The sequence below is a fragment of the Billgrantia saliphila genome, from assembly GCF_002930105.1.
Classification (GTDB): domain Bacteria; phylum Pseudomonadota; class Gammaproteobacteria; order Pseudomonadales; family Halomonadaceae; genus Halomonas; species Halomonas saliphila.
On sequence record NZ_PJRN01000010.1, the window covers coordinates 26,251 to 42,024 of the forward strand.

The following is a 15,774-nucleotide window of genomic DNA, read 5'->3' on the forward strand; positions in this document are numbered from 1 at the left end:
CCCTGGGCCCAGGGCTAACTTTGGCGTTGCTTGAGCTGTTCCCTGAGCTGCTTGGGGACTTGCTTGATGATCAGTCGATCCTGGGTTTCGTCGTACTCGATGCTCGAGCCGAGCAGGTGGGAATCGAAGCTGATCGACACGCCACCGGCGCGTCCGGTGAAACGGCGGAACTGCCGCAGGGTGCGCTTGTCGGGGGGGATCTCGGGAGAGAGCCCGTAATCGGCGTTACGAATATGCTCGTAGAACGCCTTGGGCTGCTGCTCGTCGAGTAGTTCCGAGAGCTCCTCCAGCGTGATCGGTTCGCCACGCCGGGCCTGGTCGTTGGCATAATCGATCAGTGCTTCGGTCTTCTCTCGGCTCTCCTCTTCCGGCAAGTCCTCCTGCTCTACGTAATCGCTGAACGCCTTGAGCAGGGTGCGTGTTTCACCCGTGGCGTCGATGCCCTCGGTGGCGCCCATCAGCTCGGCCATCTCTTCGGCGAGTTTCCTGCCGCCGCGATCGTGAACCCAGGAGAGGTAGTGGCGAGAGGCGGCGCCATCGCGCCATTGCGTCAGGTTGAGGCGTGAGGCCAGGCTCATGCGCGCCAGGTTGAGCTGAGGCGCGGGTACCGGTTCGAGCGACGGTGCGATGCCGAAGCCTTCACGATGGTGCAGTAGCGCCAGGCTCAGGTATCGGGTATCGCCCTGTTGGTAGTCGACGAACAATAGATGCCCCGATAGCGAGAGATGAGCGTCGACGAGAGGCAGCAGACGTCCGGCGACGTCTCGTGAGAAGGTGACGAAATCGCTGTGCCCCTCCAGGTAATTTTCCAACGCCTGCACGAATCCGACTTGGGTTTCGCCGTCGTCTCTCGTTCGGAAATGGCCCCAGGCCTTGGTCTTGCCGTGGTAGGCATCGTGAAAGGCGGCCAACAGGTCCTCCATCCTGTCCGAGCCAGGCAGCTCGGAGCTCGCCGCGTGCAGGGCGGCCGGCTGATCGCTCGAAGCCTTGTCGATACGATGAATGATGCTGTGCTGGATCGGCATGGTGTCTTCGCTATGAGGGAGCGGGCAGGGGACTTGCGCAGGGCGAGGAAGCGATGATACCGGCTAGACCTTCGAGTTCAACCCATGCGACACGCAACTCAGGCTTGTGCGGCGAGCGGTGACGGCGCGTCGCCGGCCACCATCACGCAGTTTCGACCGCGCGCCTTGCCGCTGTAGAGCGCTTCGTCGGCTCGCTGCAGGGCGGGTTCGAGCCGAGTTTCGCCGGGCTCGACCTGGCTAATCCCCACCGTAACGGAAAGGTGCGCGTCGGCATTCAACATGGGCAGTCGCAGCGAGGTGACTTTGGCGCGCAGACGCTCGGCAATCTGTAGCGCCGTATCGTGATCGGCTTGGGGCAGGGCAATGACGAATTCTTCGCCCCCATAGCGGCCGATGATATCCGTCTCGCGCAGCACCGAGGCGCAGCAAGCCGCCACGGTGGTCAGTACCAGGTCGCCAACGGCATGTCCGTGGTGGTCGTTGAGTGACTTGAACAGGTCGATGTCGACCATGCAGATAGCCAATGGACTCTGCTCGCGCTGGGCGCGACTCAGCTCCCGCTCGGCCAGTTCGAAGAAGCGGCGCCGATTGGCGATACCGGTGAGCGGATCGGTGCTGGCCAGGTGACGCAACTGGGCTTCGAGCAGGCGCCGTTCCTCGATCTCGCTCTGCAGCTTGCGGTTGAGCTCGTGTTCTTCCATCCACAAGGCGAACTGCCATCGCTGCAACCGGTTGATCCGAATGAGGGCGAGCCCACCCGTCAGGTTGACGAAGCCCAGCAGTAGCAAGCTGATTGCCAGCATGCCGGGCGTGAGCGGGCTCCACAGCGTCATGACCGTCACGAAGCCGGCTGCCAGATAGGCATTCCAGGCCAGCGTCCACGGCAATCGATTGGGCACCAGAAGATAGATGGCGGTGCTCGCTGCCAACATGGTGGATATATGCAGTTCGGTGCTGCCGGGGTTAAGGGGGAGGGTCAGCAGCAGGCCGCTGATGCCCAGGAAGAAGAGCGTATTGACCAGGATCGGTAGGTGCGACCGCACTCGGCGGCTGGCCATGGCGAGCGCGAGGACCATGCAGCTCAGGGCGATGGCCCCGCGAATAAACCAGAGCGTCAACAGGGCGTTGCCAGATCTCAGAAGAGCTTGATCGGCAGCACAGAAGGCGAGCAAGACGACGGTGATCAGCCACAGGGCATGACGCAGCTGCTGTTCGTCCTGCGCTCGCATGGCGTCACGATAAAGGGTTTCCTGCACCGGGTCGCGGAACTCGATGCGCCAGTCGAGCGAAGCTATCGTCCCAGACGTCATGATATGTCCCTTGCCAGGAAGGCACCGGCGCAACAAGGATCCTACGGTGCCGTCACTCGTTCGTTCTTATGCGCGCTCTCCCCAGGACCGCTCGGAGGCGCTTTTATCCTTACGCAACATGCGCTTGCAGTATTGGTTAAAATCGCAGGTACGTAACATGGGCTTGCCATGCGGATATTTAACCTCCGCAGCCATACGAGTCTAAACATTCCCCATTCCCGATAATGGCTAGCAAAATCGAATCGCGCCAGTATCGGCTCAACATGTACGAAAACTCGCTCCCTCTCTCATGACGCTTCCTGTCGCTGGCCGTCGTCATGCTACCGGCTCAGGGCTTGAGCCGATAACCGGTCTTGAATATCCAGTTGATCACCGCCAGGGCGACACCCAGAAACAGCGCGATGGTGCCCAGGCTGGCCCAGATGCTGACGTCACCACTGCCATAGAAGCTCCAGCGAAATCCGCTGACCAGATAGACCACCGGGTTGAGCAGCGTTAGCGCCTGCCAGAAGGGCGGCAGCATATCGATGGAGTAGAAGGTGCCACCGAGGAAGGTGAGCGGCGTGACGATCAGCAGCGGCACCAGTTGCAGCTTCTCGAAGCCGTCGGCCCAGATGCCGATGATGAAGCCGAGCAGACTGAAGGTCAGCGCGGTGAGCACCAGGAACAGCAGCATGATAAATGGATGCGCGATCGAGAAGGGTACAAACAGGCGCGCGGTGGCGAGCACGATCAGCCCCAGGATGACCGACTTCGTTGCCGCGGCGCCAACGAAGCCGAGCACGATCTCGAGATAGGAGATCGGCGCCGAGAGAATCTCGTAGATCGAGCCGGAAAAGCGCGGAAAGAAGATGCCGAAAGAGGCGGTTGAGACGCTCTGGGTCAGCAGCATCAACATGATCAGCCCGGGGACGATGAAGGCACCGTAACTCACCCCATCGACCTCGCTGATGCGCGAGCCGATGGCGGCGCCGAACACCACGAAGTAGAGCGAGGTGGAGACTACCGGCGAGACGATGCTCTGCAAAACCGTGCGCAGGCTGCGGGCCATTTCGGCCAGGTAGATGGTCTTGACCGACTGCAAATTCATGCACTCCCCCTGACCAGGTTGACGAAGATCTCCTCCAGCGAACTCTGCCGTGTATGCAGATCCTTGACGCGTATGCCGGTCGCCTCCAGGTCGGCCAGCAGACCGGCAATGCCGGTTCCCTCATCCAGGCGCGTGACATCGTAGGTATACACCAGTGCGTGACCATCCTCCGCCAGTTCCAGGTCGTGGCCGGCCAGGGCGGCGGGCACGCCATCCAGTGGCGTCGCCAGATGCAGGGTCAGCTCCTTGCGCCCGAGCTGTCGCATCAACGCAGTCTTCTCCTCCACCAGTACCAGTTCGCCGCGGCGGATCACACCGATACGGTCGGCCATCTCCTCGGCCTCCTCGATGTAGTGAGTGGTGAGGATGATCGTCACGCCCTGGTCGCGCAGGCCCCGCACCACCTCCCACATCTCACGGCGCAGCTCCACGTCGACCCCGGCCGTGGGTTCATCGAGGAACAGCACCTGGGGCTGGTGCGACAGCGCCTTGGCGATCAGGACGCGGCGCTTCATGCCGCCGGAGAGTTCCAGCAGGCGATTGTCGCGCTTGTCCCACAAGGTCAATGCGCGCAGCACGTTCTCGATATGTGCGGGGTCCTTGGGCTTGCCGAACAGGCCCCGGCTGAAACTGACCGTATCCCACACCGTGGTGAAGGCTTCGTTGGTCAGCTCCTGGGGCACCAGGCCGATACGCTCGCGCGCCTGGCGATACTGGCTCACGTTGTCGTGGCCGTCGACCAGCACGCGACCGCTGCTGGCGTTCACCAGACCGCAGATCACACTGATCAGCGTGGTCTTGCCGGCCCCGTTGGGGCCGAGCAGGGCGAAGATCTCGCCGCGGCGAATCGTCAGGTCGACCTCCTTCAACGCCTGGAAGCCGTCGCCGTAGATCTTCGACAGCGTCTCGACCTGGATGACCGGCGTGCCGGATTCGGCGGCGCCGCCGCTGACGTCGTGCCCCGCCAGGGTGAGCGGGGAAGGGGCTGATAGGGTCATGAGGTGTCCCGTGTGCTGAGAGGGCGAACCAACAGCCCCTATCCTAACGCGTGCCGGCGCTCGGTGCGCATTCTCAGCCCACCACTCCCGCCATGTTGAGCAGATAGAGCACGGCGAACCCCAGGTAGAACAGGCCGGCAATACCCATCGTGACGCTGGCGGCCAGGCCGGGGCGCAGGGCGGGCGGCAGCCGCGTGCGGTTGACGTACAGCGCCGCCATTGCGATGAACGGCGTGTGGGCGGCCGCAATGATCCCCGAGACGGACATCACCTGCACCGGATCGCTGAACAGCATAAGGATGACCAGCGGCGCCACGCCGGTGACGCTGACGATATAGAGCCGCTTGAGCCAGCGGCGCTCGAACAGCGGCCACGGCAGGCGCCGGTCGAGCGCATCCAGCCATTTGAGCAGCGGGGTCGGATGACCCGACTCGCGACGGCTGCGCGTCACGATCAGGGTCATGTCGGCGAAGCTGCGCCCCCAGCCGTCCTGGTTGGCAAGTATGCTGCCGCCCAGGGCGATCACGATGGCCGCGAGCAGGACGTAGCGACCGACCTCGCCCCACACGTCCGAGAAGATGTTGGTGAGATCCACCGCGACCTCCGGTCCTTCGGGCATGATGCCCTCGGGCGCCAGCAGTTCGGCCCCCAGCACCATGAACGAGAAGATCACGATAAGCCCGCCGACGACTCCGATGGCGGCGGTGACCGACATGGTGCGGATCCAGCCTTGGGTATGGGACAGGCGGGTCTCCCAGGAGCTGCTCTCGCTGCCCTCAAGCTCCCGGCGCGACGATTCGGGCTGCTCGTCATCGGGCTCGCGGCCCTGCAGACCGCCGCCGAAACCGCGTGTGGCGGTCCAGTAGCCGAACCACACGATGCCCATGGAGCCGGCCAGAATGGTACCCACCCAAGGCAGGATGACATAGAGGTCGGGTTCGTCGGGCCAGCCGAAGGTCAGGCCCTGGGCGACCTTCCCGAACCCGGGGAAGACGATGAATGCGGTGACGATGGCCATGATCATCAACGCCAGCGCCATTACGCGACTGAACGTCTCGATCAGCGAGTAGCGACCGGTAGCGGTAAACAGGGTGGAGAGAATGACCATGGCAATGGCGTAGAGGGTATTCGCTCCCGGCAGGAACTCGCCGAGTGCACTGCCCACCACCGCGGCCAACCCGGCGATACCGATCGCCGCCGCTAGCAGCTGCGGCACGAAGATCACCCATACCGCCCAGTCCCGCGGGCCTTTCAGCGTATGCATTCCCTCCAGCATGGTATGGCCGCTGACGATCGAGTAACGGGCCATCTCGCGGATCATCACCCACATGAACAGCACCACCAGCAGCAACATCCACAGCAGCTGGTACTCGTAGGCCGAGGCCACGCGGGGAGTGAAGAGGATCGAACCGGTACCGACCGCCGAGAGCATCCATAGCAGGCCGGGGCCGTACCACTTGAAGCGCCGCTTGCCGTGCGGCGGGCGGGGAACTTCCGAACGAAAGTGAGCGTCCTGCTCCGTTGGCTTCCTTGTCACGCGATACCTCCCTATCGCTAGTTTGGTGGCTACAAGGTAGCAGGCCCAGTTTTCGTCTCAAGACATGCCCGCACGAAAACGCCGCCGTGGCGGGCACGGCGGCGTCGGTGATCGCATTGCGGCGTGGATCAGCTGCGGCTGGTAATCTCGAGAAGATGATAGCCGAACTGGGTCTTCACCGGGCCGTGCACCTTGTTCAGCTCGCCGGTAAACACCACTTCGTCGAATTCGCGAACCATCTGTCCCGGGCCGAAGCTGCCCAAGTCGCCGCCCTGGCGGCCGGAGGGGCAGGAAGAGTGTTCGCGTGCCACCTCGGCGAAGTCGCGGCCGCCCTCAATCTCGGCCTTGAGGGCCTCGCATTGCGCTTCGCTGTCTACCAGAATATGCCGTGCGGTTGCCCGGGCCATGATGTGCTCCTGTCGCTGTCGGAATGGGGAAGAAGGTCGGCATCATATCACGTCGATCCGGGACGGCTTACTCGCTCGCCCCGAAGCGCAGCCGCAACGCCTGCAGTCCTTCCAGCTCGATGCGCACGCTCTCCGAGAACACCGGATGACCCTCGAGACGCACGCTGACGGTGGCTTCGGCGCCGCGATAGTCGAGCTCGGCGGAAATCGTCGCTTCATTGCTCAACGGTGCCATGAAACCGTAATCGATTTGCTCCACCTCCACGGCAGTCAGTCCACGACGATCGAGTTGTGCCTTGATCGCATCCTCCACCACCACGCCGTAATAGATGTAAAGGCCGCCATAGGCGAGTCCGGCGATCAGGACAAGGGCTAGTAGACGCCCCATGGTGTCATCTCCTCGAGGTTGGCTGTGGCGGCGTTATACATGACCCCGCCGCTCCTGCCTAGCGGGCAGCCAGCCGCCCTCGTGCTGTGCCGGGCAGCCCCTGACGTCGTGATTGTAGAGATAGAGCCAAGCGGTGCCGTAGGCGGTGCGCTGAAGAATACGGTCGTACATGCCGGCTCGTGGGGTGCGGATACGATAATCCTCCAGCCGGTCGAGCTCGCCGAGTATCTGCGCGGTAACGCGGTATACCTCCACTTCGACACCTCGGGAGCGTTCGGTCTTGGCGGCGGGGCAGTGCCCCAGGTCGTAGAGCGTGATCGTGTCCAGACGATCCACACCCACGAAATCGGCGCCCTCGAGCCAATAATGGTTACGCAGGCCGCGCTTCAGGGTTCCGTAGACGGCTACCAGGGAGGTACGGGTAACGGCAGTGGCGGGTGACGTCATGGCTCGCTCGGTCTCCCGGTTTGTCAAGGCAGCGGGATTTCGTTGACCTTGTTGGGGCAATGGTAGCCGCGCTGTACCGCCGGTCGCTCGGCAATCGCGACATACCAGCGTTCCACGTGGGGGTAACGATCGAGCTCGATGCGCTGCCATGCGTAGCGCGACACCCACGGCCAGATGGCCATGTCGGCGATGGTATATTCGGCGCCCGCAACGTAATCCTGGCCGGCCAGCCGCGTATCCAGCACGTCATAGAGACGCTGAGCCTCTTGGTGGAAGCGCTCTTCCGCATAAGGTGCCTTGCCCGGGTTGAACTGCAGGAAATGGTGGGCCTGGCCGAGCATGGGGCCCGCGCCGCCCATTTGCCACATCAACCACTCCAGGGTGCGATAGCGGCCTTCCGGCTCGGTGGGCAGGAAGCGCCCGGTCTTCTCGGCCAGGTAGATCATGATCGCTCCGGACTCCATCAGCATCATGCCGGTTTCGTCATCGCGGATGGCGGGGATCTTGTTATTGGGGCTGATCTCGAGAAACGCGGGAGCAAACTGCTCGCCTTGGGTAATGTCCACCGGATGAACGCGGTAAGGCAGGCCGAGCTCTTCGAGCAGGATCGACACCTTGCGGCCGTTGGGTGTGGTCCAGGTCCATAGATCGATCATCGCAATTTCCTTTCGTCGAAACCGGTTTCCATGTCCCGACCTTAGCATTTCGTTGCTTGCGAGCGTAATGCTGACCAGGCGATAGCAGGCCGGGCGGGCAGGCCGCTTGATGCCCTTCGGCATAGGCGCCATCTTAGGACGATCTTCCGTAGTTTCCAGGCAATGGGAGCCCTTCGTCATGTCCGATTCCCTGATTCTCGGCTGCCCCCGCTGTGGCACCGTCAATCGCGTCAGCCAGGCTCGCCTGCTCGACGGGCCACGTTGCGGCAAGTGCAAGCAGGCTTTGTTCAACGGCGAACCGGTGGAGCTGACCGGCGGCAATTTCCGTGCCTTGGTCGAGCGCAGCGAGTTGCCGGTCGTTGTCGATTTCTGGGCCAACTGGTGCGGGCCGTGCAAAGCCATGGCGCCGACCTTTGCCGAGGCGGCACGCGAACTGGAACCGAGAATGCGCTTCGCCAAGCTCGATACAGAGGCCGAGCCCGGCCTGGCGGGGCAGTTCGGTATCCGTAGTATTCCCACGCTGATCGTGTTCCGCGAGGGGCGGGAGCTCGCGCGCCAACCGGGCTTGCTGCAGGGCGCCCAGCTGCGCCAATGGCTCCAACCGCACCTGCTCGACTAGCAGGCCGGGGGGCACAACAGGCACTACGCTGAAGAAAAGCCTTAACCTGATCGAGAGGGACATCATGCTGCTCGAAGGTTCCTGCCACTGTGGTGCGGTGCGCTTCCGGGTGGAGTCGCCGCATCCTTATCCCTATCAGCGCTGTTACTGCTCCATCTGTCGCAAGACGGCGGGAGGCGGTGGGTATGCCATCAATCTCGGCGGTCGCTACGAGACGTTGAGCGTCGAAGGTGTCGAGCAGATAGCGATCTATCATGCGTTGATCGAGGGTGAGGAGAGCCCGGGCGAGCGCCACTTTTGCTCGCGTTGCGGCAGCGCCCTGTGGGTCTACGATCCGCACTGGCCGGAGCTGGTCCATCCCTTCGCCTCGGCCATCGACACGCCTCTGCCGGTACCCCCGGAGCGGGTCCACCTGCTGCTCGACAGCAAGGCCAACTGGGTCGAGCCTCAGGTCGGGCCGCACGATCAGTGCTTCGAGCACTATCCGCAGGAGAGCCTGGCGGAATGGCACGAGCGGCTGGGCCTTGTCAGGTAGCCGGCCGACCCCGAGAATGACCGCTAGGTGGCGCAGCTTGCGCACCGAAAACGCAGGGGGACTCCATGTTCGATACCGGAAGGGCGCCGCAATGGCTGGGTGCGGTAATGCTGCTGGCCGCCATGCCGCTCATGGCCGAGACGCCCGAGGAGTTCGAGCTCGCCGGTCATATCAGGGGCCTACTCGACGGTGAAGAGCGCGAGTGGTACATCCTGCGCCAGGGAGCCGACTCCCATGCTACCTTCACCGATCTGGGCGAGAGCTACACGATCGACCTCACCGGGTTCGTCGAACCGGATAGGGTCGAGTCTCTGGATTCGCTCTCGCTCAGCATCACGCTGGCCGATGGCGAGGTCACAGCCTTCGATGTGTTGCATCCGATCGGCACGTCCCCGATGCCGCCGGTATTCACCTCGGACGGTGGCGACGTCCAGCTGATGCTGGAAGCGTTCAACGTCGAAGGCACCGCGGCGCGGGTTGCCGGCCGATTGGAAGGTACCCTGGCCCTGCAGAAATCTCTGGAGGACGCGCCGACGCTCGACGAAGGCATTGATATTTCGGTGGCGTTCGATGCCGAAGCATCAAGAATCGAATACTGACTCCCGTTTTCGTCGTCTGACCGAGTGCCTGGCCGAATGGCAGGCGCTCTGGCGGCCCTTGCCGTTCATGCATCGACAGTTACCCTGGCGCGAGCGCTATCCCGACCTCGCCGAGTGCTTGCTCGGCCTGAGCGAATACGAGGTGGAACGGCTACAGGCCGACCCATGGCGGAATTCGCCGCTAGGTCACTGGTTGCCGATCCAGGAGCTCGCCGAACTGGTGGATCTCCCTCTCCTGGAAGGCGATGGCCCGACGCTGCCCGATGCCTGGGGGCGGCATGTCGGCGGGCGCAAGTGGCGCCAGATCGAGGCTTTCACGCGGCATTTGCGACTGACGCCCGGCGTGAGCGTAGTGGAGTGGTGCGCGGGCAAAGGACATCTGTCGCGTGCGCTGGCACGCCGGCATGGCATCGAGGCGACTGGCCTGGAGTGGCAACCTTCGCTGTGTGAGGAGGGTCGCCGGATGGCGGCCGCCCAGGGCGTGGCGCTGCAGATGCAGGAGCAGGACGTGCTGGCACCCGATGCGGCCCGCTGGCTGGGGCCGCGCACACACGTGGCGGCACTGCATGCCTGTGGCGACCTGCATTTGCGTTTGCTCGAGCTGGCCGCGGCCAAGGGCAGCGCGATCACGCTGGCGCCATGCTGCTATCAACGCACCCGGGATGCGACCTACCGACCGCTCTCGCAGCGTGGGGCATCGCTGAGTGCCGGGCATGCGCTGTCTTTTTCGCGCGACGATCTCGCCCTGGCGGTGCAGGAAACCGTGACCGCACCATCAGGGGTGCGTCGCAGCCGCGAGCGGGCCAACGCTTGGCGTCTAGGCTTCGATGCCTTACAGCGGCAACTTCGCGGTGTCGATGCCTATCTGCCGGTGCCGAGCCTGGCCTATGGTCGGCTGCCTGAAAGCTTCGAAGCGTTCTGCCGTTGGGCGGCCGCGCGCAAGGCAATGCCCCTGTCCGCAGACGTGGCGTGGGAGCGTTACGAACAGGAGGGATGGCGACGGCAGGCCGAAGTGACGCGTCTGGAACTGGTGCGTCACTCGTTTCGTCGCCCGCTCGAGGTCTGGCTGGCGCTGGATCGCCAATGTCGCATGGAAGAGGCGGGCTTTCGAACGGAATTGGGCGTCTTCTGCGCGCCGGAGCTGACACCGAGAAACTTGTTACTGAATGCTTACAAGGAATAAGCTGGGCTCGGTGCGCACGACAGAACGCACGATGGAAGTCGGTAATCGAAATAGAATGTCGATCTTTTAATGACAACGAGAAGGAATGCTGAACAGGCCGCAGTGCGGTCATGGCACGAATCGCACGGAGCATGGAGACGACGCCGGGTAGGGCGAGTCCCCGAGCAACGTGTAGCGCTGTGACGCGCTCAGGCATTGACGGTGGTTCCCATAAAGGCGCCAGAGCGATAGCGCGTGCTCATGGCAGCCATGATGCCGGCCGGCCCGGCGTCGTTACGCAGGGGCGCACGACTTGAACGATACAAACGATGCGGCACGGCTAGGTTCCTTCCAATCTTTGGTCCGGGATATGCCGGTGCCGGTATTGATAGTGCGGGCGCAGGGAGAATTCCTGTATGCCAATCGAGCCGCGTATCGCTATCTCGGCCTGGCCGAGGCCGCAGCGCCACTGCGCCTGACGCAGTGGCTGCCCGAGGGGTTGGGCGTGACGCTCGCAGACCACTGGGAGGCGCTGCTGCAGGGGCGACTTGCCGAAGCGTCCGACAGGCTGGCAATTCCGGGCGGAACGTTCATCGAGGTGCGCTCGCAGCGCATCGACTGGGCGGGACAATCAGCCGTCCAGGTGACGTTGATGACGCATACGGCCCCGGTGCTGCCGCATGAGCCACTTTACCGGCAAATGTTCGATACCAACCCGGCCGTCAAACTGCTGCTCGACCCCGAAACCGGCCGCATCGTGGATGCCAACGCATCGGCCGCCGCATTCTATGGCTATCCCGTGGCGGTAATCAGGCAGATGAACATTGCCGAGATCAATTGTCTCAGCCCGGCCGAGATCCGCGAGCGCATGGCCAGGGCAGAGGCTTGCCAACAGTTGTTCTTCGAATTTCGCCACCGTACCGCCTGTGGCGAGAAACGTGACGTGCACGTCTACTCGGGGCCGGTGCGGGTCGATGGCAGGCAGTACCTGCACTCGATCGTCGTGGATGTCACTCACGAGAAGCGCTACTACGCCCAGCTCGAGAATTATCATGAACTGTTCCAGAACCTGCCGGTGGGGGTCTACCGCAGCACGTCGGGACGCAAGGCTCGCTTCATCACGGTCAACCCGGCAATGGAGAGGATCTTCGAGGCCGACTCCCGACAGGCGCTGCTTGAAACCGATCTGGCAGCGCTGTACGACTGTCCCGAACAACGCAAGTTCTTCAGCCATGATATCCAGCGCGACGCGGGCGTGACGCGTCGCCCGCTGCGGCTGCGCTCGCTCAAGGGGCATCTGATTCACGCGGAAGTCACGGTGCGGCGGCAGATCGATCCGGATGGCACGAAAACCTTCAACGGTATCATCGAGGACGTGACCGCGCGCAACGCGGCGCAGGCCACCCAGGACAGGCTGATCCACCTGCTCGATGCATCGCCCGATATCGTCTCCATTGCCGACGCCGGGCGGCGGATGGTCTACCTCAACCGAGCGGGACGCGACATGCTGGGCGAGCTGCCCGAGTCCCTGCCCGAAGCGATGGCAGTGGCCCACCCTGAATGGGCGCGGCGACGCATCGAGGAGGAGGGCATTCCCTACGCCTTGGCGCACGGCCACTGGTACGCCGAGACCGCTCTGCGGAGCGGGGCGGGTGAAGTGCCGATCTCGCATCTCATCGTGGTTCGTCGACGCGAGAACGGCGAGTTGGACAGCATCGCCACCATCATGCGCGATATCAGCGAGAGCAAGCGCTACCAGCATGAACTCGAGCATCTCGCCGGGCACGATCCGTTGACCGGGGCGGTCAATCGCAACCGCTTCCTCGAACTGTTGAAAGGCGAGCGACAGCGGGTCAGGCGCACTCCGTCACCGCTGAGCCTGGTCATGTTCGACGTCGACCACTTCAAGCGCGTCAATGACACCTATGGCCATAGCGTTGGCGACGATGTGCTGCGTCACCTGGTAGCGCTCTGCCGGGAGATCCTGAGGGAAGTGGACGTATTGGCACGGTGGGGCGGGGAGGAGTTCATGTTGCTGTTGCCGGATACCGCGCTGGACGGAGCGGTGGCCCTGGCCGAGCGCTTGCGTGTGGCAATCGAACGCAAGGACTTCGCACCGGTGCCGAGCCTGACCAGTAGCTTCGGCGTCGCCGAACTCGCCCCCGACGAGCCGGAGGAGCGATGCTACAAGCGCCTCGACGGAGCGCTCTATCGGGCCAAGGGGGCCGGACGCAATCAAGTCTGCTCGGCCGAGCGGCCCGTCGACGGCTGAGCGGCCGCTTCAACGCTTCACTTGCAGGTGTATCTCGATGGTACGCAGCAATCGCTGCCGGTCGATCCAGCCGCTGACACGACCTCCTTCCATTACCGGCACCTGGTTGAGGTTGTGTTGGTTGACGAGCTGCATCACCTCGTCGACCCGGGCGTGGGGCGCGACATGGTGCAGACGTTCTGCCGGGGTCATGATTTCGCCGACCGTGGTATCGGCCCACTGCGCCTGGGGCACCTTGCGTGTATCGCTCAACGAGACCAGGCCTTCGATCCGGTCGGCAGCGTCGCCGACGAGAAAGGCGCGCCGTCCGGAGGGCAGCACATCGCGCTGTAACCACGTTTCGACAGCGCTTCGGGCGTTAACCAGCGGCACATCGGTGTCTGCCAGGTCTTGCGCGCGCACGCCAGAGAGGCGATCTCGCAGCAGGAACTGGTTCTCCTGCGCCTGGGTCATGTTAAGCAGGAACCAGGCGATCAGCATGATCCAGAGCCCACCGGCCAGATTTCCCGCCAGCAGCATGTTCCACAGCGCCAGGCCGAACAGGCCGTAGGCGACCAGGCGGCCGCTGGCATAGGCCGCGGCATTGCCCTTGCGCAGGTCGCCGGTGGCCTTCCACACCGCAGCGCGCAGCACGCGCCCACCGTCCAGCGGGAAGCCGGGGATCATGTTGAAGATGGCGATGGCCAGGTTGATCGTGGCCAGCCAGCCCAGGGCCACGGGAACCGGTGCCGGGCCTTCGCCGTTAAGTGCCGCGAGCAGGCCGAAGGCTGCCGCCAGGATCAGGCTCACCGCGGGGCCGGCAATGGCGATCCAGAATTCGTCGTTGGCCTTGTCCGGGTCGCGGGTCATCTGCGCCACCCCGCCGAAGATGAACAGGGTAATCGCATTGACCGGCACGCCTCGGCGAATGGCGACCAGGCTATGTCCCAATTCGTGGGCGACGATCGAAGCGAAGAACAGCAGTGAAGTGACCAACGCCGTGAGCACCGCGGTGGTCATCGTCCAGTCGGGGTGCTGACGCTGAAAACCGGAGCTCATCGTGGAGAGCAAGAGTACGAAGATGATGAGCCAACTGATGTGGACTTCCAGACGAATGCCGCGGAAATGACCGATGACCAATACGGACTTGAACATGACGCTCCTCACTCCGGTTGTCGTTCCAGTGTGTGCATTCGCGGCCGATGGCGCCAGCGAAGCCGAACCTGCCTTCGGCCTGTTCAGCGCGGGTCACTGCCCCTATGCTAGTGGTACGCCAACGAGCCGGGATGACTCGATGCGCAGGCACGGGAAGAGAAGCGAACGGGACGTTCAGGAGGGGGAGGTCATGGATGAGGGATGGCGAGAGGCAACGAATCATGGTCGGAAATGGCATCACCGACCCCGCATCGACGCCCAGGTGATCCAGGCCCGTGATGCCGAGACGAGGCGCGGCAGGGCGCGAAGGCTGCTGATGGGCGTGCTGGCCTCGTGGCTGCTGCTCCTGCTGATGGCCCTGCTGTGCGCCTACTGGCTTCTGTTATACATGCCGGAAACGGCCATTCGACAAGCGGCGCTTCCGCTGGACAGTGCGGGTGTCGCTTTGCAAGAAGACGGATCGGGAGCGTCCGCCACGACGCTTGCACCTCCCCCGGGGCAAGGCTAAGCGGAGCCCGGGCCAAGCCCGGGATCGCCGAACAGGCCACTCAATGTGCCCGAGATCGCCTGCGAGCGACCGGGGAAACGTACCTGCCAACTGACATCTTCGGCGTCCAGGTGGAAGACCGCTGTGGCCAGGGTGTTCTCATCGTCCGGGTCGTCGGGTTCGCGCCGCAGGATCGGCAGTCCACCGTCACCACTGTCGCCCAGGATCGTCAGCGGGTCGTGTTCGCCCGCCGCAAGCAGGGCGTCGCCGCGTCGCTGGCGAGCGCACGACGATGGCGTCACGATCTGATGATTCCTCCCCCACCGGTGATGCAGGGCATGGTTGGCATGCAGTGCCGGCCGGGTCAGGGCCCGGTGGGATATTTCGCCGGCGCCGATCTCGATCGAATGGATGTAGGTATCACCGGGCTGCGCCAGACTGAAATGAAACCCGCCGCTGGCGGGTGCCTCGCGAAGCAGCGCCAGGGCAGCCTCGATGGTGGGTTGGCCAAGCAGCGCCCGGCTCAATACCATGCGCGGGATCTCCGGGCGAACCGCCGTCAGGCGCAGGTTGTTCACCGTCTGAACGATACCGTGCCGGGTCAGCGCGAAGGTATGGCCGGGCAGCGAGCCCGGGTAGCAGCAGGCCATCAGCGCCGGCTCCCGATCGGGTATCAACCTGGCCAGGAACATGTCGCCGTCGAACTCGGGCAGGCCATCTTCGTTGTGTGCCAGGCAGGCCGGCGCTCCGGGCAGTTGCACCGTGGTACAGCCATCGTCGGTCGAGGCGAGCAGATCGCCACGACAGTTCCAGGCGAACACTTCGCGAAAGGGTAGCTCGAGCCCTTCGGCAAGGCCACGGAGCTCTTCCAGCAGGGCGGGATGGAGGCGCTTGGTCGCGGCCAGTAGCCGCGCTAAGGCCGCGTCATGTTTTTTGTCCGTGGCGATCTGCCACTGTGTGCTTCCGAGCAGCTTGGCATGCACCGCACGGCGTCCGTATCGGCCGGCGGCCACGCCGAGAGAGAACGGGTCGCCGCGAAAAGTGACCCAGCCATCGGGCGAGGCACCACGCGTCGCTCGGTGCTGCATGAAGGTATCCCCCTCTATGG

17 protein-coding genes are annotated in these 15,774 nt (G+C 63.7%); 6 read left to right on the forward strand and 11 right to left on the reverse strand.

What is annotated here, in order from left to right; all coding sequences use genetic code 11:
* Positions 1-14 precede the first annotated feature (14 nt).
* From yejK to CYJ07_RS12420, 9 genes are all read right to left on the reverse strand, one after another.
* Positions 15-1,025: a nucleoid-associated protein YejK gene (yejK, locus tag CYJ07_RS12380; RefSeq protein WP_104204018.1), complete on the reverse strand. Its 1,011-nt coding sequence runs from the start codon at positions 1,023-1,025 to the stop codon at positions 15-17.
* Positions 1,026-1,123: 98 nt separating this feature from the next.
* The gene (locus CYJ07_RS12385; protein WP_104204019.1) at positions 1,124-2,335 is read right to left on the reverse strand and encodes a GGDEF domain-containing protein; all 1,212 of its coding nucleotides are present in this window, start codon (positions 2,333-2,335) and stop codon (positions 1,124-1,126) included.
* A 328-nt stretch (positions 2,336-2,663) separates the two neighbouring features.
* The gene (locus CYJ07_RS12390) at positions 2,664-3,425 is read right to left on the reverse strand and encodes an ABC transporter permease (RefSeq protein ID WP_104204020.1); all 762 of its coding nucleotides are present in this window, start codon (positions 3,423-3,425) and stop codon (positions 2,664-2,666) included.
* Positions 3,422-4,423 carry an ABC transporter ATP-binding protein gene (locus CYJ07_RS12395; RefSeq protein ID WP_231489627.1) on the reverse strand — a complete coding sequence of 334 codons (1,002 nt, stop codon included), beginning with the start codon at positions 4,421-4,423 and terminating at the stop codon, positions 3,422-3,424. The genes CYJ07_RS12390 and CYJ07_RS12395 overlap by 4 nt, the downstream gene beginning before the upstream one ends.
* A 73-nt stretch (positions 4,424-4,496) precedes the next feature.
* The gene (locus CYJ07_RS12400; RefSeq protein ID WP_197038351.1) at positions 4,497-5,960 is read right to left on the reverse strand and encodes an Nramp family divalent metal transporter; all 1,464 of its coding nucleotides are present in this window, start codon (positions 5,958-5,960) and stop codon (positions 4,497-4,499) included.
* A gap of 128 nt (positions 5,961-6,088) precedes the next feature.
* Positions 6,089-6,367 (reverse strand): peptidylprolyl isomerase, encoded by a 279-nt coding sequence (locus CYJ07_RS12405; RefSeq protein WP_104204021.1) that lies wholly within the window; start codon positions 6,365-6,367, stop codon positions 6,089-6,091.
* Positions 6,368-6,434: 67 nt separating this feature from the next.
* Positions 6,435-6,755 (reverse strand): hypothetical protein, encoded by a 321-nt coding sequence (locus tag CYJ07_RS12410; protein ID WP_104204022.1) that lies wholly within the window; start codon positions 6,753-6,755, stop codon positions 6,435-6,437.
* 33 nt (positions 6,756-6,788) lie between these two features.
* Positions 6,789-7,202: a gamma-glutamylcyclotransferase family protein gene (locus tag CYJ07_RS12415; RefSeq protein ID WP_104204023.1), complete on the reverse strand. Its 414-nt coding sequence runs from the start codon at positions 7,200-7,202 to the stop codon at positions 6,789-6,791.
* Between the two features lie 23 nt (positions 7,203-7,225).
* The gene (locus CYJ07_RS12420) at positions 7,226-7,858 is read right to left on the reverse strand and encodes a glutathione S-transferase N-terminal domain-containing protein (RefSeq protein ID WP_104204024.1); all 633 of its coding nucleotides are present in this window, start codon (positions 7,856-7,858) and stop codon (positions 7,226-7,228) included.
* A gap of 178 nt (positions 7,859-8,036) precedes the next feature.
* Between CYJ07_RS12420 and trxC the strand changes: the two genes are divergently transcribed.
* The 5 genes from trxC to CYJ07_RS12445 all read left to right on the forward strand — a co-directional run bounded on the left by trxC (position 8,037) and on the right by CYJ07_RS12445 (position 13,045).
* Entirely contained in the window at positions 8,037-8,477 is a 441-nt protein-coding gene (gene trxC / locus CYJ07_RS12425; protein WP_104204025.1) for a thioredoxin TrxC, read from the forward strand.
* Positions 8,478-8,541: 64 nt separating this feature from the next.
* Complete coding sequence (locus CYJ07_RS12430; RefSeq protein ID WP_104204026.1) at positions 8,542-9,012, forward strand: GFA family protein; 471 nt, start codon at positions 8,542-8,544, stop codon at positions 9,010-9,012.
* A gap of 65 nt (positions 9,013-9,077) precedes the next feature.
* Positions 9,078-9,611, forward strand: coding sequence for a hypothetical protein (locus CYJ07_RS12435; RefSeq protein ID WP_104204027.1), 534 nt, complete (start codon positions 9,078-9,080; stop codon positions 9,609-9,611).
* Positions 9,583-10,794, forward strand: a complete 1,212-nt coding sequence (locus CYJ07_RS12440) for a methyltransferase (RefSeq protein WP_104204028.1) — start codon at positions 9,583-9,585, stop codon at positions 10,792-10,794. Before CYJ07_RS12435 ends, CYJ07_RS12440 begins: the two co-directional genes overlap by 29 nt.
* Before the next feature lie 337 nt (positions 10,795-11,131).
* Positions 11,132-13,045, forward strand: coding sequence for a diguanylate cyclase (locus CYJ07_RS12445; RefSeq protein WP_269320547.1), 1,914 nt, complete (start codon positions 11,132-11,134; stop codon positions 13,043-13,045).
* Positions 13,046-13,054: 9 nt separating this feature from the next.
* On the opposite strand, the gene CYJ07_RS12450 is transcribed toward CYJ07_RS12445, so the two are convergent.
* Entirely contained in the window at positions 13,055-14,179 is a 1,125-nt protein-coding gene (locus CYJ07_RS12450; protein WP_104204030.1) for a site-2 protease family protein, read from the reverse strand.
* Between CYJ07_RS12450 and CYJ07_RS12455 the strand changes: the two genes are divergently transcribed.
* Positions 14,157-14,687, forward strand: a complete 531-nt coding sequence (locus tag CYJ07_RS12455) for a hypothetical protein (protein WP_156085501.1) — start codon at positions 14,157-14,159, stop codon at positions 14,685-14,687. The genes CYJ07_RS12450 and CYJ07_RS12455 overlap by 23 nt on opposite strands.
* Here CYJ07_RS12455 and CYJ07_RS12460 read toward each other — a convergent pair.
* On the reverse strand, positions 14,684-15,754 hold the full coding sequence (locus CYJ07_RS12460; RefSeq protein WP_104204032.1) for a C45 family autoproteolytic acyltransferase/hydrolase: 1,071 nt from the start codon (positions 15,752-15,754) through the stop codon (positions 14,684-14,686). The genes CYJ07_RS12455 and CYJ07_RS12460 overlap by 4 nt on opposite strands.
* Between the last annotated feature and the right edge of the window lie 20 nt (positions 15,755-15,774).